The organism is Dyella sp. 01L423 (genome assembly GCF_056399945.1).
In genome coordinates this window covers 123,892-148,896 of the sequence record NZ_JBFTSI010000007.1, presented here as the reverse complement: position 1 = coordinate 148,896, position 25,005 = coordinate 123,892, and the positions used below count along the sequence as shown (strand labels likewise).

Here is a 25,005-nt window from a genome sequence, read left to right as displayed (position 1 = left end):
AGATACGTTTGAAACTTTTGGGGTGGTTTGGGCGAGGTCGGCGAGGCGACGATACAAGGTGTTACAGCGTTGAAGCAGTTCGACGCCGCCGTTGTGCGAGCCGCTCTTGCAGGAGCGCACCCTGTGCGCGACCCACCTACGAAGCGGCGACGCTGCCGCGTCGCGGTCGCCCACAGGGTGGGCTCCTGCACATACGGACGCTCAGCCCCGATCAGCCCAGCACTTGGTCGGCCTACCAACTTTTCCCGTCACCGCCATTTCCGCTTCCCTGGGAATGACGGTGACGTGGGCTGGCTCAGTGCGACAAATCGATGGCGTACACCGCCGTGCCGTCGCCGTTGTCCTTGAGCTGGCGGATATTCTTCAGCCCCGCTTCGTGCGCCACGTCCTGCTTGTTGGAGGCGGCCTTGAAGACCACTTCACCGCGCGTCTTCACCGGCACGAAATGCCACGACGTGGTCGGCAAGTCCTTGGCGGTCAGCGTCTGCTTGCGTTGCAGCCACTTGGCCAGGATTTCGCGGGCGCCGTCCGGCGCGGCCAGCACGATGTTGTTGCCGTCCAGGCCCGGGAAGTTGCCGCCACCGCTGGCGCGGTAGTTGTTGGTGGCCACCACGAACAGCTGGTCCGGCTTCACCGGCTTGCCCTTGTAGCTGAGCTTGACGATGCGCTCGCCGGCCGGCTTGGTCACGTCGATCTGGTAGCTCAGCTCGCCCTGGATCTGGTCGAAGTTGTAGCCGGGCAGGCGGTCGCTGATGAGTTCCTGATCGCCGTCCTTGCTGGGGTCGATGCGGTTGAAGCGTTCGGCCGCCTTTTCCAGCCATGCCTTGAGGCCGGCGCCGTCCACCTTCACCGCCGAGAGTGTGTTCGGATAGAAGTACAGATCCGCGGCGCTGCGCAGGGTGAGCGGTCCGATGGCGATATCGGTGTAGTCATCCGGGCCGCCGAAACCCGTGCGGAACGCCGCAGCGGCGGAGAGCACCGGCAGCTTGGCCAGTTCCGGTTGCGTCTTGGCCAATTCGCTTTGCACGTAATCGCGCATCGCCGCGTTGATCGGCGCGAGCGCCGTCATATTGCCTTCGTCGGCGAAGTAGCTGCTCAGGTGCACGCGCGTCTCGCCGATGGGCGTGTTGACGTATTGCACGGCCGCCTCGTGCGCCTGCTTCACCAGCGGCGCGATGGCCGGATCGGCCGGCACGCAATCGTTCTTCTTGGCGCAGATCGGGCGCACTTCGCTGTGCGTCTGGCTGTCGTCGACCACCCAGTGGCCATCCTTGCGCTGCAAGGCCAGGTCGATCACGCCCAGGTCCTTGCCGAAGAAGCCGCCCATCACGGCCGGCTTGCCGCGCACGAAGCCGCGCTCGGCGTCCACGTCCTTCATGCCCTTGTAGTGCGCGCCCGGGAATTCGGTGTGCGAATGGCCCATCAGCAGCACGTCGATGCCGGGCACGCCGGCGAGGTACCAGCCGCCGTTCTCCATGTCAGGCGTATAAGGCGCGGTGTTGAGGCCGCCGTGCAACACGGCGACGACGATGTCCGGGTGCTGGGCTTCCAGTTCCGGCAGATATTTCTGGGCCGCTTCGACCACGCCGGTGACCGTCACCTTGCCGGCCAGGTTCTGCTTGTCCCAGTCCAGGATCGGCGGCGGCGTGAAGCCGATGATGCCCACCTTGAGCGGCAGCTTGCGGGTGCTGCCGTCCGGCGCGGTGACGGTGATGTCCTTCTGCACCACCGTCCAGGGCTTGAAGATCGGCGCGCCGTCGCGGCTGCTGAACACGTTGGACAGCACCAGCGGGAAATGCGGGCCGGCGCAGCGATTGGCGTGGCCGCCTTCCACGTTCATCGGCGTGCCGGTGACCTGGGAAAGAAAGCCCAGGCCGTAGTTGAATTCGTGGTTGCCGGCCGTGCCGCCGTCATAGCCCATGGCGTCCATGGCGCGGTAGATGCCCAGTTCCTCGTCGCAGCCCACCGGCTTCACCAGCGACTGGTAGTCGGCCAGCACGCTGCCCTGGATGGTGTCGCCGCTGTCGAACAGGAAGCTGTAGGGGTACTGCGCGCGGGCCCGGCGGATCAGGGTGGCCACCCGCTCGTAGCCCACCGTGTCGTCCTCGCGCTGCTTGTAATAGTCGTAGCTGAGCACGTTGGAGTGGACGTCGGTGGTTTCCAGGATCGCCACCTGGGCGCGGCTGCCGTCGGGCAGGGCGGAAGCGGAGTGGCTGGTCGTCTGGCTGGCGCAGCCCGCCAGCACGGCGGCGGCGAGGGCGGCGAGGGGAAGAAGGCGGTGGTTCATCGGCCTGTCCATGGGTGGGCAACGGGGAAAACGGGAAACCTAGCAGATCGGCATGTCCGCTTGCCGGCGCAACGGCTGCTGAACCGCATGGGGGCGCCGTTTGGCCGTTGCCGGCCATTGTGCATGTGACAGTTACAAGTCCGTAGAATTGCGCTCGAATGACACCCGGGCCAAACAGGGGGCCTTTTCCACATGCCGCAACGAACACTAGGCTTTCTGAAAAGAACCGGACCATGGCTGGTCGCGGCAGGTTTTTTCCTGTTCTGCATCAGCATGACCGCGTTGCGTGAGCCTGCGTTGTTGCAGCAGGCCTTCGTGATCGCGCTGATGGTGTGCGCGTTCGGCGTGTTGCTGTCGGCGTTCGCGCGTCCTGCCACGGCCTTGGTCGTAAGCGGCGGCTTATTCCTCGGGCTGAACTTCCTGTCCGTGATGAAGCTGCGCTATCTCGATTCGCCGCTGATGCCCGCGGACTTCGTCTATTACGCGCGCAGCAGCCTGCTCGAAACGCTGGGCCATTACCCGCATTTGTGGATGTTGTCCGTGGTGGTGTGCGTGGTGACGCCGCTGGTGCTGTGGGCGGTGTGGCATTTCGATCGCCGACTGGTGGCGCATCTCAGCCGCCGTCGTGCATGGAGCGTGCGCCTGGGCGGCATGGCGCTGTGGGGCTTGGCGTTCTGGGTGTGCCTGCTGCCGAACGGCCCGTTCGCCGAAGTGCATGCAAGGAACGTGTGGGAGAAGCTCTCCGACGATGCGCAGATCACCAACTTCTTCGTCAACTTCAGCGACTCGGACGTGCGCATGCCGGAAATGGGCGACGACGCCCAGGCCGAGCAGGAGTGGGGTGCTACCGCCTCAGGCGAGCCGGCGGCGATCCCGCGTTCGCCCGAGTCGTACCCGGACATCGTGCAGGTGCTGGAAGAAAGCACCTTCAATCCGTCCAACTTCACCCAGTGCAATATTCCCGAATGCCGAGTGGCGATGTTCAAGCCGGATGTGCGCACGCGCTCGACCGGCCCCATGCGCGTGCACACCTTCGGCGGTGGCACCTGGGTGAGCGAGTTCGCCACGCTCACCGGCATGCCGCAGGACATCTTCGGCCCAGGCGGCATGTACGCCCCGTATGTGCTTGCACCGCATGTGCAGGACAGCCTGCCGCGTCAGCTGCAGCGCCTGGGGTATCTCACGGTGGCGATCTATCCCACCAACGGCGCCTTCCTCAACGGACGCAACGCCTATCGTGCGTATGGCTTCGATCAGTTCTACGACGCCGGCCAGCTGGGCCTGGAAGAGTGGGAGGAGACCGACAAGCAGATGTTCGACGCGGCCAAGCGCGTCTACGACAAGGTCAAGAAACCGGGCCAGCCGGTGTTCGTGATGATCCTGACGCTGGCCCAGCACGGCCCGCACGATACCGATCCGTTGTCCTCGCTGCCGGTGCCGTTCAACAAGGGCGTGCTCAAGGGCCTGCCGACGCGCGAGTCGCTCAACTTCAACACGTATCTGTCGAACCTGCACAACTCCGACGCGGCGATGCACGGCCTGGAACATGATTTCCTCGATCGCGCGCAGCCTACTGTCATCGTGCACTTCGGCGATCACCAGCCCTCGTTCAGCGGCTTGATCCGCGAGATGCCGCGTACGTGGCCGGATGAGTTGTCCTCGGTCAAGGACTACCTCACCTATTACATGATCAAGAGCAACTTCCAGGGTGCGAACCTGCCGCATTACCCGATGCTCGATATCGCACTGCTGCCGAGCATGGTGCTGCAGGCGGCGGACCTGCCGACCGATCCGTATTTCTCGGCCGCTATTGCGCTGCGGACGCGATGCAATGGTTTGTATACCGATTGTGAGCAGCCGGGCTTGGTGAAGTCGTATCACGCATGGATCTTTAATCGGCTGCACGTGTACGAGTAACCAGCGTCACGCGACCTTCTTTTTTTTGTAGGAGCGCACTTGTGCGCGACAAGCCAACGGAGCGGTGACGCCATGCGCTGCGGTCGCCCACAAGTGGGCTCTAGAAGGGCGCGCCAAAATTCGATGTTTCTGTGGGAGCGCACCCTGTGCGCGACGGCCCGAGGGAGGCGTGACGTTGCGTCACACCAGGCGCCCACAGGGCGGCCTCCCACAAAGAGCCATGCATCAGGCCTCGTAACGCACGCCTGAAATCCAGGTCTCTGTCACCACCAGCCCATCGTCCATCACCGCGAAATCCGCCTGCTGCCCCGCGACAAGGCGGCCATGCGTGCGATCCAGTCCCAGCCACGCTGCGGGATAGGCACTGGCCATGCGCGAAGCTTCGGCCAGCGGCAAGCCGACCATATTCACCAGGTTGCGCACACCCGTCGCCATATCCAGCGCCGAACCAGCCAGCACGCCATCGTCGCTCTGGCAGATGCCGTCGCGGGCGATGATGGTCTGGCCATTGAGCACGTACTCGGGGCTATCTGCGCCCACCGGTGGCATCGCGTCGGTCACCAGCACGCTCTTGCCCTTGGTCTTGGCGGCAATCGCCACGCGCAGCGCGACCGGATGCACGTGATGTCCGTCGACGATAAGGCCGCACCAGCTGTGCGGATCATCCAGCGCCGCACCGACCACGCCGGGCTCGCGGCTGCCCAGCGGCGTCATCGCGTTGTACAGATGGGTGAAGCCGCAGACGCCGGCATCGAGCGCGGCACGCGTGGCGTGATAAGTCGCGGCGGTGTGGCCGGCGACAACCAGCACGCCGGCTTCGCTGAGCTGGCGAATGGTGTCGCGCGGCACTTCTTCCACCGCCAGCGTGAGCATCACCACGCCGCGCCGATTGCGCGTGATCGCAGCGATGTCCTCGGCGTCGGGCAAACGGAACAGCGAGGCATCGTGGATGCCCTTGCGCGTGGTGGCAAGGAACGGGCCTTCGAGATGAATGCCCAGCACGCCTGGCACACCTTGTTCGATGGCAGCGTCCACCGCATCGAGTGCTTTGCGCATCACCTCCGCGGTATCGGTGATCAGGGTGGGCAGAAAACCCGTCGTGCCGAACTTGCGGTGCGCGGCACCGATGGTCGCCAACGCGTCCACCGTGGGTTCGGCATTGAACAGCACGCCGCCACCGCCGTTGACCTGCACGTCGATGAAGCCGGGCAGCAGCAGCTGGCGCTTGAGGTCGTGCTTGGTGGCGTCCGCTATGCGCTTATCGTCCTCGCGCACAATCGCTTCGATGCGCTCGCCGCGCACCAGCACAGCCAGTCCTTCGCGCGGACCGTGATCGGTCAGCAGGCGAGCATTGATGAGTGCGGTGAGTGGCGTGCTCATTACATGGTCTCCGTGACCTTGCGCAGATGCGGCGGTACGTCCGGATCAAAGCCGCGTGCAAGCGACAGTGCGCTGGCGGCGCGATAGAAACTCTGCACCGCAAGCAGCGGCGTCACGATCGGCGCGATGTTGTCGGGCAGCGGCAGCTTGTCGGGATCGTGATTGCCCGGTGCAGCGATGAAGACGCGCGCGCCGCGTGCACGGAACTCGTTGGCCACGGCGATGGTGTTGTCCTGGGTGCCGTCGTCCTGCGCGAAGAACAGCACGGGAAAGCCTGCGCCCACGATGGCCATCGGGCCGTGCTTCACTTCGGCGGCGCTGAACGCTTCGGCATGGAGTCCGCAGGTTTCCTTGAGCTTGAGCGCCGCTTCCAGGGCCGCGCCAAAGCCAAAGCCGCGACCGACCACGAACAGGCTGCTCGCACCGCTGAGGCCCTTCACCATCGCGCTCCAGTCGCAATCCCAGCCACGACGCAGATCGGCCGGCAGGCGGTCGACCACCTCGTGCAGCGTGGCGTCATTGCTCCAGTGCGCGGTGAGCTGCAGCACGGCAGCCAGCGTGGCGAGGTAGCTCTTGGTCGCGGCCACGCTCAATTCCGGGCCAGCGCGCAGCGGCACGAAGGTGTCGGCCATCTGCGCCAGCGGGGAATCCTCCACGTTGACCAGGGCAACCACATGGGCGCCGGCGTCTTTGGCGGCCTGCGCGCTGCGCAGCAGGTCGGGGCTCTTGCCCGACTGCGAGATGGCGACAAACAAGGCGCCATCCATATGCAGGTCGGCGTCGTAGATGGACGAGATGGACGGCGAAGCCGACGCAGTGATCAAGCCCAGGCGGGTCTCGAACACGTACTTGGCATAGGCGGCGGCGTGATCGGAGCTGCCGCGCGCACAGGTGACGATGAAGCGGGGCGGTTTGGCCCGCAGCTGCTCGCCGAGCTTCTTCAGGATCGGCGCATTCTCGCGCAGCTGGCGCTCGACCACGGCGGCCGCCTCGTGGGCCTCGCGGTACATCAGGGTCTCGCTTGCTTCTTTCATCGTCCTATCTCGGTGACATGCACGAGGCGCATGCCGCGAGGCCAAGGTGCGCGAGCGCGACCTCAGCCCTTGCGGGGCGCCGGGGTTTGCGGTGGCGCGGTGGAACCACGCACGACCAATTCGGGTACAAAACATTCGCTGTGCGGCAGTTCAACCGCCGCGCCAGATTTGCGCTGCAATTCCGCCATCAGCTGCAGCGCCGCATGACGGCCGATGTCGCTGGTGGACTGACGGGCGGTGGTGAGTGCGGGCCACGCCTGCTTGGAGAACGGGCTGTCCTCGAAGCCGGCGATGGATAGCCCCCACGGCACATCCACGTTGCTCGAACGGGCCGCGGCGAGCACGCCCGCGGCGATCTCGTCGTTGCTGCCGAAGATCGCGGTTGGCGGATCCTTCAGCGCAAGCAGCTTGCGCGCGCCGCGGAAACCGTCGTCGAACGCATAACGGCCGGGCAGCACCAGCTTCTTGTCGAGCGGCAAGCCATAGTCGCGCAGCGCGTCGGCATAGCCCTGGTAACGCTCCGGGCTGGACCGATGGTGAGGTTCGCCCCACAGGAAGCCGATGCGCTTGTGGCCCATCTGGATCAGGTGTTCGGTGATTGCATACGCGGCGCTGCGGTCGTCGATATAGACGCACGGCGCGCCGTCATGAGGATCGTCGCGCGAGGAAATGATGCGCACGAAGCTGATGTCGTTGGCGATCAGCGTATTGACCAGCTCCGCCTGCTCGGACATCGGCGGCGCCAGCACCAGGCCGGCCAGGCGATTGCGTTCGACCAGCGCGCACAGCTCCGCCGCCAGATCGGGCGACGTCGAATCGCACGGATGGATCAGCAGGCCGAAGCCACGCTCGCGGCAGGCCGACAGCACGCCGTCCTGCATGCTGATCACGTAGTGCGCGTTCGGGTTGTCGTAAACCAGTCCGATCGCATAGGCATGCGTGCTGCGCAGGCCACGCGCGGAAGGGTTGGGCTGATAGCCCAGGGCCTCGATCGCGCGCTCGACCTTTTCGCGCGTATCGGCGCGAACCGAGGCCTCGTGGTTGATGACGCGCGAGACGGTCTTGAGCGAAACGCCGGAACGCTTGGCGACGTCCTTGATGGTGGGGTTGCGCAACACAAGAAACTCCGGCAATCGGTAAGTAGCGGCATCGTAGCCCAGCGAAGCCTTACCTGGCGGCGCAGCAGGCGCCGACCCAGGCTTCAGCGCGCGTGCTGGCCGACGCGGTGCCCCTTAACGCCGTAGTAAAGGATGTACAGGTAGCAGGGCACCATCAGCGCCATGAATACCAGCTGGAAGTTGAAGTGCTGTTTCAGGTGCACGAACAGCTGCGGCACGAGTGCACCGCCGGCGATCGCCATGATCAGCAGCGCCGAACCGCGCTCGGTAAGGCGGCCCAGCCCATGGATCGCCAGCGGGAAGATCGCCGGCCACATCATGGCGTTGGCGAAACCCAGGGCGGCCACAAAACCCACCGAGGTATGGCCGGTAGTGATGTACGCGCCCAGCGTGAACAGCACGCCGAGCACCGCCGACACCGCCAGGTAGCTCTGCTGCGAGATGAAGCGGGGAATCAGCACCAGGCCCGCCAGGTAACCGGCGAGCATGGCGATCAACGTGTATGAGGTGAAGTGCTTGGTCTCGTCCAGCGGCAGGCCGAAACCCTGGCCGTAGGTGCCGATGGCATCGCCCGCCATCACTTCCACGCCCACATAGAGGAACAGGCACAGCACGCCCAGCCACAGGTGCGGGAAGCTGAAGATGCCCCCCTTGGCATGGCCGATGTCCGCCTCGGCATTCGCGCCCGACGGTTTGATTTCCGGCAGCGGCGAACGCACCACCCAGATCGCCAGTACCACCAGCAGGCCAGCCATAATCATGTAGGGCATGTGGATCTTGGCGGCGAACGCGTTGAGCAGGGCTTCCTTCGCCTCGGGCGAGGCTGCGGCCTTCACCTGCTGGTCGAAGGTATCGATACCCGACAGCACCAGTGCGCCGAACACGAATGGCGCCAGCGCGCCGGCCACCTTGTTGCAGATGCCCATGAAGGCGATGCGCTGCGCGGCGCTGTCGATCGGGCCGAGGATGCTGATGTACGGATTGGAGGCGGTCTGCAGCAGCGCGAGGCCCGCGCCGATCACGAACAGACCGGCCAGCGCCGGATAGAAGATGCGCATGCTGACGAACTGGCCGAACAACACCGCGCCGATCGCCATCACGAACAACCCCAGGCCCATGCCCTTCTTCATGCCCGTGCGGCGAAGCACGCTGGACGCAGGAATGGCCAGGAAGAAATACGAAAAATAGAACACCAGCGGTACGAAGAAAGCGGACACGTCATCGACGTTGAAGGCGAGCTTCACGAAGGTGATCAGCGGACCGTTGAGCCAGGTCACGAAGCCGAAGATGAAGAACAACACGCCGATGATCAGCATCGGCACCACGCTGGAAGAGCGTGGCTCGCCAGCGGCAAGCGTAGTGGCAGACATGGATGGACTTACTCCCCGCGGATGGCCGCTGAACGATGGACCAGCACAGGTCCGATTCCCCTCAAAGCCCTTCCCTCGCCGCGAAGCAGAGGGAGAGATGAGCGTTTATCGACGCTATGCGTAACGTTGTCAAATTCTGACACGAGTGAGCCATCCAAAGGTGCACAAAGCGGTGGCTGCAGGGCTCCCGCAAAAACCTCTCTTGCTGCGCCGCAATAGCCCCGTTTTGGCAGCAGGGCGGCTTTCTTGATTAGTTAAAAATCCCTTTGTTTACATGGTGTTGCACTGCATCATGATCTTGCGGCAAGGGCGTCATTTGCTGCGATTGCTGGGCCGCGCCAAACCCTTGTTTCGCATGAAAAAACGGTCTGTTGACAACGTTGTCATACGTGACGAGACTCGGGTCAAAATCGGGTCGCAGGTCGTGCAATGCGACACAGCAATGACGAGGGGATGACGGTGGCGCAAAGCGGCAACCACAGTCTGGAGGCATGTCCACTGGGGCTCCCTGCGGGGGCGTTCCTGGCGGCCGACGTCGGCGGAACGCATGCCCGTATCGGCCTGGTCATCCGCGAGCCGGACGGCACGCGGCCGGTGACGGTGCTGCAGTACCACCGCTATGCCTGCGCCGACTGGCCTAGCCTTACCGCCGTGCTGCAGGACTTCGTCGGCCAGCTCGATCGCTCCGTGCACATCGATCGCTGTGCGGTGGCCAGTGCGGGTTACGTGCTGGGCGATGCCATCGTCAACGACAACCTGCCGTGGCCGGTCTCCATCCGCGATATCCGTAACAGCCTCGGTATCGAGCAGCTCGCCGTCATCAATGATTTCGAAGCGGTGGCCTATGCCACCCAGTTTCTCAGCCAGGCCGACACCACCGCGGTGATCGAAAGCGAGGCCGTGCCCGCCGAAGGTCCGATGCTGGTGATGGGGCCCGGTACCGGACTGGGCTCGGCCGTGCTGTTGCCCGGCCAGCCGCATGCCACGGTGCTGGCCACCGAGGCGGGTCAGATTGCGCTGGCGCCGGGCAACGAACGCGAAATCGAGATTCTTCGCGCGCTGTCGCGCGACCGCTCGTATGTCTCGTTCGAACATGCACTGTCGGGCCCCGGCTTGCTCAACCTGTACCGCGTGCTGTGCACGCTTCGCGGGCAGACGCCGGTACTCGCTTTGCCAAGCCAGGTAACGCAGTCGGCGCTGGAGCGCAGCGACGACGCAGCCGTCGAAGCCTTGGAGGTGTTCTGCGGGTTGCTAGGCAGCTTCGCCGGCGATCTGTGCCTGCTGTATGGCGCACGCGGGGGTGTGTTCCTGGCCGGCGGGATTCTTCCGCAGATCCGCGAAGTGCTGCTCGCCAGCAGTTTCCGCCAGCGCTTTTTCAACAAAGGCGTGATGCGCGCCTTTCTGCAACAGGTTCCCGTACGACTGATGGAGCACGGCCAGCACGGTGTGATCGGCGCCGCCGGGCTGTTCCTTGACTTGCAAGAACGAGAGGGCGTTTCCGCGGGCCCTCGCGCCGGGGAGAACGAAGTACTCAGATCGTCCAACTGAACCGGGCCCATGCCCAACAGCCACGCCGCAGCCAATGTCCACACATTGGCTGTCGATTGCCTTCGAGGGGAGGACACCATGTCACAACGCAAATCATTGCTAGCCGCCAGCATCGTCGCTGGACTCTGTTTGTCCGGTTCGCTTCGCGCCGCCGACACTGCGCCTGCCGCGCAACCGGTCCCGCAACCCGCAGCCCAACCCGCACCCGCAGCTGCGACGCAGGACAACAGCAGCCCGCAGACCACGGCCGATCAAGCGCAGGCCAAACAGCTGGAAACGGTGACCGTCACCGGCATCCGCGCCAGCCTGCAGCAGTCGCTGGAAACCAAGCGCAACGCCGACGCCATCGTCGATGCCATCACGGCCGAAGACATCGGCAAGTTCCCCGCCACCAACGTAGCCGAAGCGCTGGCGCAGATTCCCGGCGTTACGCTGGACCGCGCCTTCGGCGCTACGCAGCGCGTGAGCATCAACGGCATCGATCCGAGCCTGAACCTTTCGTTCCTTGACGGCCATCCGGTGGCGCAGGCCATGTGGTTGTACGGCGACAGCCCCAACCGCGGCTTCAACTACTCGCTGCTGCCGCCGGAAATCCTCGGCTCGCTGGAGATCTACAAGAGCCCGGAAGCGCGCTTGCCCGAGGGCAGCCTCGGCGGCACGGTGATCATGCACACCATCCAGCCGCTTGACGTGCCGGCGAACACGCTCAGCGGCTCGTTCGGCGTGAACTACAACGACATGGTCGAGCAGAGCCGTCCGAACGCCTCGCTGTTCTACAGCTGGCACAACGCCGACAAGACCTTCGGTGCGGATGTCTCGCTCTCGCACTACGAGCAGAAGACCGACCGCCAGGGCCAGGAAATCTTTGGCTATACGCCGGTATCGGCCATCGCCGCCGCCAACCCGGCGATTGCGGGACAGATTGCCGCCGGCACGCTCAAGGCGTCCGACCAGATGCCCACGGAACTCAACGCGGCCGACTTCCAGCAGACCGAGAAACGCAGCAGCATCCTGGTCAACCTGCAGTACAAGCCGAACGACCATTTCGACAGCACGCTCAGCCTGCTGTACATGACCGATCGCCTCGACAACCTCAACGTGTCGATGTACCCGATCGCCGGCTTCAACTACGCCGGCATCTCGCATCTGACCGAAGGCCCGAACGGCATCGTGGTGGCGGGTACCCAGGTCGGCACGCCCTGCTTCAACACCACCTCGTGCACCAGCACGGCCGAAACCTTCATGGATAACGACGCTCGCAAGTCGTTCATCCGTACCAAGGGCGCCGACTGGCGCGGCACCTACAAGGGCGACGGCTGGCGCATCAACGGGCAGTTGGGCGTGAGCACCTCCGACAACACCATCACGCAGGCCTTCAAGGAACTGTTCTACGGCGGCGGCTTCGACTGGAACGTCAACAAGGGCTTCAACTACACCGACCTTGCCACGGCGAACAACCCGGCCTACTGGGCGGACAACAACTTCGGCGGCAACATCGGCTACAAGCCGTACAAGGCGCGCGACGAGTATGCCCAGGCCGACTTCACCAAGGACTTCGACGGCTTCTTCAACAGCCTGCAGATCGGTGCCCGCTGGGCATCGCACTGGGAAAGCCAGTCGCTGTTGATCGACAACGTGGGCGTACCCAACCAGACGCTCAACCAGATCGGCTACGGCGGCATCAGCGATCTGAGCGGTGCGTCGAGCATCGGCCTGTCCGGCAGCACCGTGCATCACGTGCAGACGCTGGGCTTCCAGTCGATCTACAACGCGGTGCTCGACGGCAACCAGCTGAGCTCCAACGACCCGGTCGACTACTGGGACAACACCTTCAACGTGCAGCAGCAGAACAGCGCCGGCTTCGCCCAGCTGAACTTCGGCAACGACAATGTGCACGGCAACCTTGGCGTGCGCTTCGTGCACACCAAGATCGACTCCTTCGGCTACAACGTCCCCAGCACTTGCAGCACCTGGGATTGCGCATTTCCGCCGGGCTTTGGCTACGTCGGCACCACCAGCACGTCGAACGACTGGTTGCCGGCGTTCAACATCGCATGGAACGTGGCGCCTGACATCATCCTGCGTGGCGCGGGTTCCGAGACGATTGCATACGCGCCGTACAACCAGCTTGCGCCGTATTTCGAAGCCAACGACACCGTGCTCACCGCCACCGCAGGCAACCCGAACCTCAAGCCGTATCGGTCGGTGAACTTCGACCTGTCTGGCGAGTGGTACTTCAACAACGAGTCGGTGATCGCCGTCTCGGGTTTCTACAAGAACGTGCTGAACTACGTGGTCAATGCCGCCACCGTGCAGGGTCGCCAGAACGGTTCGTGGGCGGAGCTGATCCAGGGCTCCACCGGCCAGATGCTGGTGAACAACGGCATGTGTACGTTGGCCGGCTTCTGCCAGTACAGCGTGTCCGCACCGATCAACGGCGGTCGCGCCAAGGTCAAGGGCGCCGCGATCAGCTATCAGCAGGCCTTTGGTGACAGCGGCTTCGGTCTGCGTGCCAACTTCACGTATTCCGATTCGAGCACGGCGGCGGGCGGCCCGCTGCCGTACAACTCCAAGGACTCGTACAACCTCTCGCCGTACTTCGAGAAGGGTCCGTACAGCGCAAGCATCGCGTACAACTATCGCAGCAAGTACCTGGCAGGCGGCTACGTGGCCGGTGCGCCCGATTCGTATACCGACAGCTACAAGGAACTCGATGCCTCGCTGGGCTACAAGTTCAACGATCACATGTCGGTCACATTCGACGCGCTGAACCTGCTCAACTCGACCTACAAGCAGTTCTACGGAGCCAGCATGACGGAACTGGCCAACGAATACGCCAGCGGTCGCGAGTACATCCTCGAAGCGCACTTCAAGCTCTGATTTACCCAAACCTCCCCGGTAAAGGGCCTGGCATCTTGCCAGGCCCTCTTTTTATGCGTCGCCGGTGCCTTGCTCAGTCGAGTGCGCCGGCGCCGAACTGTTCGTCGGTGTGCTGCGTGGCAGCCACTTCCAAGGCGATGGACAGGGCGCGCACCACGTCGTCCTTACTCATGCTGGGCGAATTCGGGAAGCGCGCCGCCTGCGAGGGCAGGTAAGGGATGTGGATGAAACCCGCACGCAGCCCGCGATGTTGCGCGGCCAGGTGCAACATCAGATACGCCACGTGATTGCACACGAAGGTACCCGCCGTATTGGACACCTCGGCCGGCAGCCCTTCGGCCAGCAAGGCCTTGAGCATGGCCTTGATCGGCAGTGTGCTGAAGTACGCCGCGGGACCATCCGCCACAATCGCCGCGTCGATGGGCTGGGCGCCGGCGTTGTCGGCGATGCGGGCGTCTTGCACATTGATTGCTACCCGCTCGATCGATAGCCGGCTGCGCCCGCCGGCCTGGCCTACGCCCAGCAGCATCGCCGGTTGCACCTCGTCGATCGCCAGCGCCAGTTCGCGCTGCGAATCGGCGAAGACAGTCGGCAGCAGGCGTGACACCACGCGGTGACCGCCGACGTGTTTGCCGTCAAGCGCGCGCACGGCTTCCCACGACGGGTTGATGTCTTCATTCCCGAACGGCGTGAAGCCGGTCAGCAGGATGCGCGGTTGGCTCATGATCGGATCTCAAGTCGTGCAGCGTCAGCGGAACACCAGCAGCCACATGATGACGAAGGTGGCGACGAAGATACTGGCGGCGCTCCATGCCTGCGCACGGATCACGCCGTAGGGATTGCGCAGCTCCAGCAGTGCCGCCGGCACCAGGTTGTAATCGGCGGCCATCGGCGTGAGCAAGGTGCCGCAATAGCCGCACAGCATGCCCATGGAACCGAGGATGGCCGGATGGGCGCCGTAGCGCTGCACCAGTAATGGCAGGCCGATGCCGGCCATCATCACCGGAAACGCGGCGAACGCGTTGCCCATGATCACGGTGAACAACACCATGCCCAGCGAGAACACCAGCAGGCATAGAAACGCATTGCCTTCGGGCAGGATCATCTGCGCCAGCGCCGAGATCGCCGCGCCTACGCCGCTCTGCGTAAACACTTCGCCCAGCGCCGCCAGCAGCAGCGGCAACAGCGCCGCCCAGCCGATGGCATCGAGCAGCCGCCGGCCTTCCGACAGGCCCTGGTGCAGCGGCGCCCGGGCCACGCGCGCCGCTGCGAACAGCGCGAGCGCGCAGGCGAGCGTAAGTCCGGTCAAGGTCATCTGGGGCTTGGCGAACAGGGCGTAACCGCCGATGGAAAGATGTTCGCCGAACAAAGCCACCAACAAGGTCACCAGTGGAATCAGCAGCGCCGGCACAAACAGCTTGTGGCCAAGGCGCAGGGCAGACGCCACGCGCTCCGACGCGCTGGCCGTTTCGGGATGCGCCCGGCGACGAAGCAGCGGTGCGAGCAGCGCGAGCGCGATCACCATGCCGCCAGCGATCTGCGCAGGCAGGGCGTTGCCGGCCTTCTGCTGCGCCAGCACCAGGTCGCCACCGGCAAACAGCAGGCCCAGCAGGGCCCAGAAGCTGGCGCGGGCGAACTGCCGCTCGCCTGCATTGCGCCACGCCGTGTAGAACAGGAAGGCCGCGATCAGCCAGTACGCGTATTCGATGCGCAGCATGCTCAGGCTTCCGCCTCAATGCGGGCAAGCGCGGCGCGCCGTTGCAGGCGACGCTGGAACAGCCACACGCGCACCGACTGGATCACGAAGGCAGCGATCGCGGTGGGCAGCGCCCACAATGCGATGGACAGCGGCGTGAGGTCGATGCCGTGCTGGGCGTAGAAGCCCTGGATCAACAGCACCGCACCCAGCGCGATAAACACATCCTCGCCGAAGAATCGGCCAATATTGTCCGTGGCGGCGGCGACCGCACGCACCTCGTCGCGCTCGGCGTCGCTCAGGTCGGGCTTGATCTTCTCGGCGGCAGCCTCGCCCATCGGCGCCAGCAGCGGGCGTACCGTTTGCGCGGCGCCGGCGACGCCGGTGAGCCCGAACATGGCGAGCACTTCGCGAATGAATAGGTAACCGATCAACAGCCGGGCCAGCGTGAAGCCGCGCAATCGGTTCATCCATTGCTGCGCGTGCTCGCGCAAGCCGGCGTGTTCGAGCAGACCGATGGCGGGCAGGGTGAGCACGAACATCAACAACATGCGCGAGGACACGAAGCTCTTGCCCAGCAGGGCCAGCAGGTCGGCGGGATGCAAACCGGCAAGCAGGCCGCTGACCAGGGCGGCGCACACCACCACGGGAACGGCATTGAAGCGCAGCGCAAAGCCGATGACGATGACCGCGACGCCAAGCAGCGGCCAGTAATTCATGCGTGTGCCTCGCTGGCGTACGGCGCGGCAATACCGATGTCGGCGGCTTCCAGCGCCGCACGCAATCGACGGGCGAAGGCCACCGCGTGCTCGCCATCGCCGTGCACGCACAAGGTGTCGGCCTGCAAGGCCACGATGCTGCCGTCGACGGCGCGGACCTGGCCCTCACGCGCCATCGCCATCGCCTGGGCAATCGCCTCGTCGCCTTCCTGGATCACCGCATCCGGTTCGCGCCGAGGTTGCAGCGAGCCATCGGAGCGATAGCGACGATCGGCAAAAGCCTCGGCCGCCACTGGTATGCCGGCAGCCAGCCCGGCATCGATGAGCGCCGAGTTGGCCAGGCCGAACAGGCACAGCGACGGATCGAAATCGTGCACGGCCCGCGCGATCGCAGCCGCGAGCTTGGCGTCGCGTGCCGCCATGTTGTAGAGCGCGCCATGGGGTTTGACATGGCGCAGGCGCGTGCCTGCGGCCTGCGCAAACGCCTGCAGTGCGCCGGTCTGATAAAGCGTCATCGCATAGGCTTCGTTTGGCGTGACCGCCATCTCGCGCCGGCCGAAACCCTGCAGGTCGGGCAGCGAGACGTGGGCGCCGATCGCCACGTCATGTTGTACCGCCATGGCGACGGTGCCGCGCATGATGTCCGGATCGCCACCGTGGAAACCGCAGGCGATGTTGGCCGAGCTCACGATGGCCAGCAGTGCGGCATCGTCGCCCATGCGCCAGGCGCCGAAGGATTCGCCCAGGTCGCTATTGATGTCGATGGTCTTGGCGGTGGCACTTTTCATGCGGATTCCAGGCGTTGTTCGACGCGTTGCAGCAGGTGTTGCAGCGAGGCCTCGCGCTCGGCGAGGCGTTGCAGTGCCTCGTCCAGAGTGGTCTCGCGGAAGGATACGGTATCGCCTGGCCGCCGCTGCGCGAGACGCGGCAAATCCACCGCCGCCAGCTGGCCGATGCGCGGATAGCCGCCGGTCACCGGCGCTTCGGCCAGCAACACGATGGGCTGGCCCGAGGGCGGCAACTGCAGGGTGCCAGGCAGGGTCGCTTCGGAAATCAGTTCCAGCGGTCGGCGCAGGTGCAGGGGCGCACCTTCCAGCCGATCGCCGGTGCGGTTGCTGTCCTTGCTGACCATGAAGCGCTGGGTAAACAGCGCGAATTGCGAGGCATCGTCCAGCGCGTCCCAGTGGTGACCGCGCAGCAAGGCCAGTGGCGCGCGTGCGTAGTCGAGCCAGGGTTGCGGATCGAGCCCCCAGCGCAGCGCCTGCATCGCGCGCCCAGGATGGAACCAGGACGCCGATGCGCGTTCACCGATGGCGATGACATCGCCGCTCCGCACGGCCCTGCCCACGCCTGCATGCAGATCGCTACTGCGGCTGCCAAGGACCGGCGCGACTTCGAAGCCGCCGCGCACGGCCAGATAGCTGCGGCAACCATGGCGCATGCCGCCGAGGCGAAGCACGCTGCCGGCGGGCAGGAAGCAACTGGTCCATGCGGGCAACGGCTGGCCATCCACGCGCGCTTCGATCAGGCCGCCAGTGAGCGCCACCACGGCGCCGTGCTGAAAACGCAGCGTGGGACCGGCCAGCGTGATTTCCAGCGCTGCTTCGTCACCGGCGTTGCCGACGAGGGCGTTGGCCAATCGCCGGGCGGGCTCGTCCACAGCGCCGGCGCGGCCCAGCCCCAGAGGCGCATACCCGCGGCGCCCTGCATCCTGCAGGCTGGTCAGCAGTCCAGGCTTGATCACCTCGACGCTCATGGGCGTGTCCCCAGGTCGGCCGCAAGGCGGTCGTACTCGCCTTGGTCGATGGCGCGAAAGCGCACATGGTCGCCCGGCGCCAGCAGGGAAGGCGATGCGGCAGCGAGGTCGAACAGGCGCATCGGCGTGCGCCCGATCAGCTGCCAACCGCCCGGCAGACTTTGCGGATAGATGCCCGTCTGCCGCCCGCCGATAGCGACGCTGCCGGCCGGCACGCTGGTGCGAGGATTGCTCCGGCGCGGCATCGCCAGAGTGGGATCCAGGCCGAGCAGATAGGGAAATCCGGGTGCGAAGCCCAGCATGGCGACGCGATAGAGCGCGGCCGTATGGCGCGTGATCACTTCCTCTGTCGACATGCGTGCATGCGCGGCCACTTCCGGCAAATCGATGCCGTCGTAGCAGACCGGAATGCTCACTTCGCGCGGCGCCTTTTCCGCTGGCGAGCGCTCGTTCCATGCGGCGCCGATGGCGGTACGCAGGCGTTCGGCATCGAAGCGCCCCTGGTCGTCCAGCCACTTCGCCACCTCAAAACGCAGCAACAGGCTGGCATAAGCCGGCACGCATTCCACGTTGCCGAGGCTCGCCTGCAGCCTGGCAGCCGCGGCGTGCACGCGGTCGTTCAATGCGGCGTCGACCGTATCGCCGAAACGCAGCAGCCAGGCGTCCTCCGCCAGCGCTTCGATCTCTATGTCCGCCAGCGGGGATGTCACGCGCACACCTTCCCGGCGTCGTCTCTTTCAGCACGTGTGCTGAGTTGCTCTGTGCGTGTGGACATGCAGGCGATTCGTGGGCGGGGACGGGTCAGGTGGAGTGTTGCAGAAGAGGCTGGGTTTGCCGACTTGCACTGCGGCAGGCCTGCGCCTGGGCAAAACCCTGCGCTGCAATCGCAGCTCGTGACGAAAATCCGCTGCTTTACGCAGGTATTTGCGATGTTTTCGGCGCAGGTTCACGCCGGCGGTGAGTGCAGGAGGCGTGAAGTTACGTCGTGATCTCCTGCGCTCAGTCGACTTCGCAACGTTGTCAAACGAGCCCACTTTCAGCTGTCGCGACAGGCGATCTGAGGCCGGAAATCCCCCCTTGTCGAAGGCGAAATGGCTGATCTAGGTCAAGCGTCAAAAGCCGTTCCATGGCGCGATGCGAGAACGCTTTCAAACGGTTCGAAAAATCCACCAAAACCATATTAAACAAAGATTTGATGGCAGCTTTCGAAGGTGGTTAAGCCGGTCAATCGAAGGCATATGTTGCCCTGCCGCACAGGCGGATTCGGTATGTGCCGGATGGATTGTTGACAACGTTGTCAACCATTACCCAGACTCCGGCCAAATGAGGGTGCGTTCACAGGAACGTGACATCAGGATGACGAGGGGATCGCAAGTGGTCGAAGGGGTCAGCCACAACGCACGTGAGTTCTTGGCGCAAGAAGCCATGTTTCTCGCTGCGGACGTCGGAGGAACGCACGCTCGCATCGGACTGGTGAGCCGCGAGCCGGACGGCACGCGTCCGGTGACCGTGTTGCAGTACCACCGCTATGCCTGCGCCGACTGGCCGAGCCTCACCGCCGTACTGCAGGACTTCGTCGGCCAGCTCGATCACAGCGTGCATGTGAACCGCTGTGCCGTGGCCAGTGCGGGCTACGTGCTGGGCGATGCCATCGTCAACGACAACCTGCCGTGGCCGGTCTCCATCCGCGATATCCGCGACAGCCTGGGCATCGAGCAACTCGCCGTCGTCAACGACTTCGAAGCCGTGGCCTATGCCACGCAGTTCCTGCATCAAGCCGATACCACCCCGGTGATTGCCACCGACGCCGCGCCGGCCGAAGGCCCGGTGCTGGTGATGGGTCCGGGCACGGGTCTGGGCTCGGCGGTGCTGTTGCCGGGCAAGCCGCACGCCACCGTGCTGGCCACCGAAGCAGGCCAGATTGCGCTGGCGCCGGGCAACGAACGCGAGATCGAAATTCTTCGCTACCTGGCCCGCGATCGCGAGTACGTGTCCTTCGAACACGCCTTGTCGGGACCCGGTCTGCTCAACCTGTATCGCGCGCTGTGCTCGCTGCGCGAGCAGGCCCCGCTGCTCAGCCTGCCCAGCCAGGTGACGCAAGCCGCGCTGGAGCGCAGCGACGAGGCAGCGGTCGAAGCCCTGGATGTGTTCTGCGGATTGCTCGGCAGTTTCGTCGGCGATCTATGCCTGCTGTATGGCGCACGCGGGGGCGTGTTCCTGGCCGGCGGGATTCTTCCGCAGATCCGCGAAGTGCTGCTCGCCAGCAGCTTCCGCCAGCGCTTTTTCAACAAGGGCGTGATGCGCGCCTTCCTGCAACAGGTTCCCGTACGACTGATGGAGCACGGCCAGCACGGTGTGATCGGTGCGGCCGGCTTGTACCTGGACGGACGCACGTAAGACCGCGGGAAAACGAAGTACCGACTGAGCTACACCGTTGCACTGAACCGGGCACATGCCCAGACAGCCACGCCGCAGCCGGACGACCCACAACATCCGCTGCAGAAAACGCCTTCGAGGGGAGGACACCATGTCACACCGCAAGACTCTGCTAGCCGCCAGCATCATCGCCGGACTCTGTCTGTCCGGTTCGCTTTATGCCGCCGACAACACGCCTGCGCCGCAGTCAGGCCCCGCCGCGACGGGCCAGGACAATGCACAGACCGCCGCCGAAAAGGCCAAGGCCAAAGAGCTTGGCACGGTCACCGTGGTCGGTATCCGCGATTCGGAAGCCGAATCGCTGAACCTGAAGAAGGCCGCTGATTCGCATATCGAAGTGATCACCGCCGAAGACATCGGCAAGCTGCCGGCCAAGAACGTGGCCGACACGCTGCAGCGCCTGCCCGGTATCAACATCAGCTCGTCCAGCGCCAGCGAAGGCGGCTTCGACGAAAACGATCGCGTCAGCCTGCGCGGTACCAACCCGAGCATGACCCAGACGCTCGTCAACGGCCACACCGTGGGCACCGGCGACTGGTTCGTGCTGAGCCAGGTGCAGACCGTGGGCCGCAGCGTGAGCTACACCCTGCTGCCGGCGGAAATCGTCAGCGAAGTCACCGTGCACAAGACCTCCGAAGCCAAGCTGCAGGAAGGCGGCAGTGCCGGCACCGTGGACATCACCACGCGCAAGCCGCTTCAGTTCGCGCAGTCGTTCACCGCGCAGGCCGCCGTGGGCGGCGTGTACGCCGACCTGCCGGGCGACACCAAGCCGCAGTTCAACGGCCTGGTCAACTGGAAGAACAACGACAACACCTTCGGTGTGATGGCGCAGGGCTTCTATGAAAAGCGCAGCCTGCAGCGCGACGGCCAGGAAATCGTGGGCGGTTACGGTCAGATCGGCGCGAGCGATCCGATTGCCGTGGCGCATCCGGAGCTGGCCGGCAAGTACTATCCGAACCTGGTCGGCCAGACCCTGTTCACGCAGACGCGCACCCGCAAGGGCGGCACCATCGACATCGAATGGAAGCCGCTCGACAACCTGACGCTGAACCTGGACAGCTTCTACTCGAAGCTGGAAGCGGACAACTTCAACCGCAACTACATGCTGTGGACGAGCAAGTTCGTCGCCAGTGGCGCACAGCTGCAGCCGGGTTATCAGGTGAAGGGCAACGTCCTCACCAATGCGAACTTCGGCAAGCCGTCGGCGACTGACGTCTGCACGCCCGCCACCCCCACCTCGCCGGCCATCCTCTGCAAAGACACGCCCTACGGCGTGTACGACCAGATCTCGCGTCCGGGCGCTTCGTCGTCTTCCGCGTTCACCACGCTTGATGCCGAATGGCGCGCCACCGATCATCTGACCTTCACCGGCCAGGTCGGCACCACCCAGGGCAAGGGCAACAGCGACGAGCAGAACGTCAGCGAGCTGGGCTTCGGCCTGGGCGCAGGCGCGGGCTGGGGCATGCGCGGCACCGGCAATCCGACCAACTGGTCGATCGGCGGCGACAACACCACGCCGTCGGGCATCGTCCCGTCCGCGGGCTGGATCTTCGGCGACCAGAACATCCACGTGAAGGACAAGGAAAACTTCTTCCAGGCCGACGGCGAATACGCCTTCGACAGCTCGCCGATCTCGCTGAGCACGCTCGACTTCGGCGTTCGCTATTCCGATCACACCCGCGAGAACAAGACCGACATCGGTCAGGGTCCGACCGGCGACTGGCAGAATCCCGCCAATTATCCGACCAGCTGGAAGAACTATCCGGGCAGCTTCAACAGCGATCTGGGCGTGAATGGCCCCGGTCCGGCCTGGTATTACAGCCCGGGTGACCTGGCCGCGTTCAATGCGAAGTTCGCCAACCGTGATCCGGTGACGCGCTTCAACTGGCAGAACATCTACAAGGTCAACGAGAAGGACACGGCTGCCTACCTGCAGGCGAACTTCTCCGGCGAACGCTGGAGCGCCAACGCGGGCTTCCGTTACGTCTATACCAAGGAAGACATCAACTACAACTCCAGCTCGGTGTCCGACTTCACCACCGCCGGCCCGATCACCGGTTCGGCCTTCGGCAACTACTACACCAACACCTACAAGCACAGCTACGACAAGCTGCTGCCGAGCTTCAATTTCAAGTTCAACCTGACCGACGACCTGCTGGCACGCTTCGCCGCCTCGCAGACCATGACCCGTCCGGACTACTCGGCACTGGCCGGTTCGTACTCGCTGGATGACCTGACGCACACCGGCACCGGCGGCAACCCGCAGCTGAAGCCGCTCATCTCGACCAACTTCGACGCGGCGCTGGAGTGGTATTTCGCTCCGCGTGGCCTGGTGTCGGCCGGCGTGTATGACATGCAGCTGAGCGACTACATCAACTTCGGCAACCAGAACATCCAGTTCAAGGACCAGCAGGCCAGCAACACGGCCGGCCGCGATGTGTTCGCGACGTACCAGGTCAGCGTGCCGACCAACGTCGACGGTCACGTCAAGGGCGTGGAGTTGAACTACATCCAGCCGATCGGCGACAACTTCGGCGTGCAGACCAACTACACCTACGCCAGCGGTTCGGCGGAGAACGGCCAGCCGTTGCAGGGCACCTCGAAGAACACGTTCAACGTCTCCGGTTACTTCGAAAACCAGATGTTCAACGCCCGCATCAGCTACACCTACCGTTCGTCGTTCTACGCCGGCGTGAGCCGTACCGATACGTTCTACCAGGACGGCATCGGCAACCTGGCGGCCTCGTTCGGCTACAACATCAACTCGTGGATGTCGCTCAACCTGGACGCCATGAACCTCAACAACCCCAAGCTGAAGTACTACACGCTCAGCGACAAGTACGGCAAGCAGCCCTACGCGTTCTACGTGAATGGCCGCCAGTACTACGTAAACCTTCGCTTCAAGATCTAATTTAAGGCTTCCTCCCCGCCAACGGGCCCGGCACACTTGCCGGGCCCGATTTTTCTTCGGGGCTTCGAGATTCGTTCCAAGAACCTGCGGGAGCCGACGGCATGAAGCAACGTCTTGCGATGGTCTTCACGATGCTGGTTGCACAGGGTGCGCTGGCGTCGGAAGGAAAGGTACTGGTCGACCAGGTCGGTTACGACACCGGCGCGGTCAAGCAGGCCATCGTGATGGATGCCTCCGGCGCTTCGCCGCAGACGTTCCACGTCGTGGACGCCGACTCCGGCAAGGTGGTCACCGAGGGCACGCTTTCCACGCCGACAGATGTGGCGCGCTGGAGCGGCAGCTATGCGGTCGCCGATTTCAGCAGCGTGCGCACGCCGGGACGCTATTACCTGGACGTCGCGCAGAACGGGCACGAGACACGCTCGTCGACTTTCGCCATCCAGGACAACGTGCTCGAGCGGAACACGCTCTCCAACGTGGTCTATTACTTCAAGGGCCAACGCTCCAGCGGCTTGCTGGACAAGGCCGATACGCATCTGCCGCATCCGGACGGCAGTGCCGGCACCATCGATATTCACGGCGGCTGGTACGACGCCACCGGCGACTACGGCATTCACCTGTCGCACCAGAATCCGACCAGCTACTTCAATACCCAGCAGTTGCCGCTCGCCGCCTGGAGCCTGTTGCGCACCTGGCAGCAGCTGGAAGCACGCAACGACAAGAATTTCCGCGAGTACGACCGTCGCCTGCTAGACGAAGGCCTGTTCGGCGCCGATTTCCTCGTGCGCGACAAGCGTCCCGACGGTTCGTTCTACCAATCCATCGATGCTCCCGGTCCAGGCAAGCTGCCGCAGGATCGCCGCGTCGGCGATCCGAATTGGCGTACCCAGATCAAGCTGAAGCCGGGCGATCACACCGAACGTGTCGATCAGCCGGCCCATGGCCCGCATGCGTACGAGGCGAGCTTCCGCGCCGGTGGCGGCATGGCCATTGCCACTCTCGCGCTGGCTGCGCGCACCGGCGTAGATGGCGATTTCACCGCGAAGGATTATCTCAAGGCTGCCGAAGATGCCTACCGTTTCCTCGATGCTCACAATCGCGAGCTGACCAACGACGGCAAGGACAACATCACCGACGACTACTGCGCCTTGGTCGCCGCCGTGGAGCTGTATCGCACGACGCATGACGAGACATGGCGCAAGGCCGCGGATGCACGGGCGGATCGTTTGCTGGCGCGTTTGATCACGCACGGCGGCCATCGCGACTACTGGCGCGCCGACGACGGCTCGCGCCCGTTCTTCCATCCCTCGGACGCCGGCCTGCCCGTCGTGGCCTTGGTGGAATACGCCGGCATCGCCGATGCGAAGGGACAGGCCAAGGTGCGCGACGTGGTGAAGCGTTCGCTCGAGGCCGAGCTGGCTGTCACGGCCGAGGTCAGCAATCCGTTCGGTTATGCGCGACAGCTGGTGCGTGGCGGCGATGGCCGCGTGCGCACGGCGTTCTTCTTCCCGCACGACACCGAAGCCGCGCCGTGGTGGCAGGGTGAGAATGCGCGCATCGCTTCGCTGGCAGCGGCAGCGCGCATGGCGGCACCGCTATACACCAATGCAGGCGACAAAGCCTTCCGAGAGAAGTTGCAAACCTACGCCTGGAACCAGCTGCACTGGATCCTCGGCCGCAACCCGTACGACAGCAGCATGCTGATGGGCAGCGGGCACAACAACGCGCCGTACATGTTCTTCGATTCGTACGCCTACACCAATGCGCCGGGTGCGATCATCAACGGCATCACCTCTGGCCTGACCGACGACGAGGGCATCGCATTCGACCTCGGCTATGCCCAGACCGGCAAGGACGAAGACTGGCGCTGGACCGAACAGTGGATTCCGCACGATGCGTGGTATCTGTTCGCCATCAGCCTTCCCCATGATTGACGTCACATGACGAGACGAA

17 protein-coding genes are annotated in these 25,005 nt (G+C 64.4%); 6 read left to right on the top strand and 11 right to left on the bottom strand.

From position 1 onward, the window contains the following. Nucleotides 1-295: 295 nt before the first annotated feature. The gene (locus AC1DMY_RS17985; protein ID WP_477166237.1) at nt 296-2,287 is read right to left on the bottom strand and encodes a bifunctional 2',3'-cyclic-nucleotide 2'-phosphodiesterase/3'-nucleotidase; all 1,992 of its coding nucleotides are present in this window, start codon (nt 2,285-2,287) and stop codon (nt 296-298) included. Between the two features lie 273 nt (nt 2,288-2,560). On the opposite strand from AC1DMY_RS17985, the gene AC1DMY_RS17980 reads away from it, so the two are divergent. Continuing rightward, entirely contained in the window at nt 2,561-4,204 is a 1,644-nt protein-coding gene (locus tag AC1DMY_RS17980) for an LTA synthase family protein (RefSeq protein ID WP_477166236.1), read from the top strand. A gap of 225 nt (nt 4,205-4,429) precedes the next feature. Here AC1DMY_RS17980 and nagA read toward each other — a convergent pair whose 3' ends face one another. The 4 genes from nagA to AC1DMY_RS17960 all read right to left on the bottom strand — a co-directional run bounded on the left by nagA (nt 4,430) and on the right by AC1DMY_RS17960 (nt 9,106). Continuing rightward, nucleotides 4,430-5,584 (bottom strand): N-acetylglucosamine-6-phosphate deacetylase, encoded by a 1,155-nt coding sequence (gene nagA, locus AC1DMY_RS17975; protein ID WP_477166235.1) that lies wholly within the window; start codon nt 5,582-5,584, stop codon nt 4,430-4,432. Next, a complete protein-coding gene (locus AC1DMY_RS17970; RefSeq protein WP_477166234.1) occupies nt 5,584-6,618 on the bottom strand; it encodes an SIS domain-containing protein in 1,035 nt (344 codons plus the stop codon). The genes nagA and AC1DMY_RS17970 overlap by 1 nt, the downstream gene beginning before the upstream one ends. A gap of 62 nt (nt 6,619-6,680) precedes the next feature. After that, nucleotides 6,681-7,733, bottom strand: coding sequence for a LacI family DNA-binding transcriptional regulator (locus AC1DMY_RS17965; RefSeq protein WP_046970766.1), 1,053 nt, complete (start codon nt 7,731-7,733; stop codon nt 6,681-6,683). Between the two features lie 86 nt (nt 7,734-7,819). After that, complete coding sequence (locus AC1DMY_RS17960) at nt 7,820-9,106, bottom strand: sugar MFS transporter (protein WP_477166233.1); 1,287 nt, start codon at nt 9,104-9,106, stop codon at nt 7,820-7,822. A 429-nt stretch (nt 9,107-9,535) separates the two neighbouring features. Between AC1DMY_RS17960 and glk (AC1DMY_RS17955) the strand changes: the two genes are divergently transcribed. Next, the gene (gene glk, locus AC1DMY_RS17955; protein ID WP_477166232.1) at nt 9,536-10,654 is read left to right on the top strand and encodes a glucokinase; all 1,119 of its coding nucleotides are present in this window, start codon (nt 9,536-9,538) and stop codon (nt 10,652-10,654) included. A 78-nt stretch (nt 10,655-10,732) separates the two neighbouring features. Continuing rightward, on the top strand, nt 10,733-13,534 hold the full coding sequence (locus tag AC1DMY_RS17950) for a TonB-dependent receptor (protein ID WP_477166231.1): 2,802 nt from the start codon (nt 10,733-10,735) through the stop codon (nt 13,532-13,534). A gap of 73 nt (nt 13,535-13,607) precedes the next feature. On the opposite strand, the gene pcp is transcribed toward AC1DMY_RS17950, so the two are convergent. The 6 genes from pcp to pxpB are packed head-to-tail and all read right to left on the bottom strand — an operon-like array spanning nt 13,608 to nt 18,415. Then, entirely contained in the window at nt 13,608-14,258 is a 651-nt protein-coding gene (pcp, locus tag AC1DMY_RS17945) for a pyroglutamyl-peptidase I (protein WP_477166230.1), read from the bottom strand. A gap of 24 nt (nt 14,259-14,282) precedes the next feature. Beyond that, the gene (locus AC1DMY_RS17940; RefSeq protein WP_477166229.1) at nt 14,283-15,251 is read right to left on the bottom strand and encodes a 5-oxoproline transporter, DUF979 family subunit; all 969 of its coding nucleotides are present in this window, start codon (nt 15,249-15,251) and stop codon (nt 14,283-14,285) included. Between the two features lie 2 nt (nt 15,252-15,253). Then, on the bottom strand, nt 15,254-15,949 hold the full coding sequence (locus AC1DMY_RS17935) for a DUF969 domain-containing protein (protein ID WP_477166228.1): 696 nt from the start codon (nt 15,947-15,949) through the stop codon (nt 15,254-15,256). Continuing rightward, nucleotides 15,946-16,737 (bottom strand): LamB/YcsF family protein, encoded by a 792-nt coding sequence (locus tag AC1DMY_RS17930; protein ID WP_477166227.1) that lies wholly within the window; start codon nt 16,735-16,737, stop codon nt 15,946-15,948. The genes AC1DMY_RS17935 and AC1DMY_RS17930 overlap by 4 nt, the downstream gene beginning before the upstream one ends. Further along, on the bottom strand, nt 16,734-17,705 hold the full coding sequence (locus tag AC1DMY_RS17925; RefSeq protein WP_477166226.1) for a 5-oxoprolinase subunit C family protein: 972 nt from the start codon (nt 17,703-17,705) through the stop codon (nt 16,734-16,736). Before AC1DMY_RS17925 ends, AC1DMY_RS17930 begins: the two co-directional genes overlap by 4 nt. Further along, entirely contained in the window at nt 17,702-18,415 is a 714-nt protein-coding gene (pxpB, locus tag AC1DMY_RS17920; RefSeq protein WP_477166225.1) for a 5-oxoprolinase subunit PxpB, read from the bottom strand. Before pxpB ends, AC1DMY_RS17925 begins: the two co-directional genes overlap by 4 nt. Nucleotides 18,416-19,028: 613 nt before the next feature. Here pxpB and glk (AC1DMY_RS17915) point away from each other — a divergent pair. From glk (AC1DMY_RS17915) to AC1DMY_RS17905, 3 genes are all read left to right on the top strand, one after another. Then, nucleotides 19,029-20,102 carry a glucokinase gene (gene glk / locus AC1DMY_RS17915; protein WP_477166224.1) on the top strand — a complete coding sequence of 358 codons (1,074 nt, stop codon included), beginning with the start codon at nt 19,029-19,031 and terminating at the stop codon, nt 20,100-20,102. A gap of 130 nt (nt 20,103-20,232) precedes the next feature. Then, nucleotides 20,233-23,052 (top strand): TonB-dependent receptor, encoded by a 2,820-nt coding sequence (locus AC1DMY_RS17910; RefSeq protein WP_477166223.1) that lies wholly within the window; start codon nt 20,233-20,235, stop codon nt 23,050-23,052. Between the two features lie 101 nt (nt 23,053-23,153). Next, complete coding sequence (locus AC1DMY_RS17905; RefSeq protein WP_477166222.1) at nt 23,154-24,986, top strand: glycoside hydrolase family 9 protein; 1,833 nt, start codon at nt 23,154-23,156, stop codon at nt 24,984-24,986. The last annotated feature ends 19 nt before the right edge of the window (nt 24,987-25,005 follow it).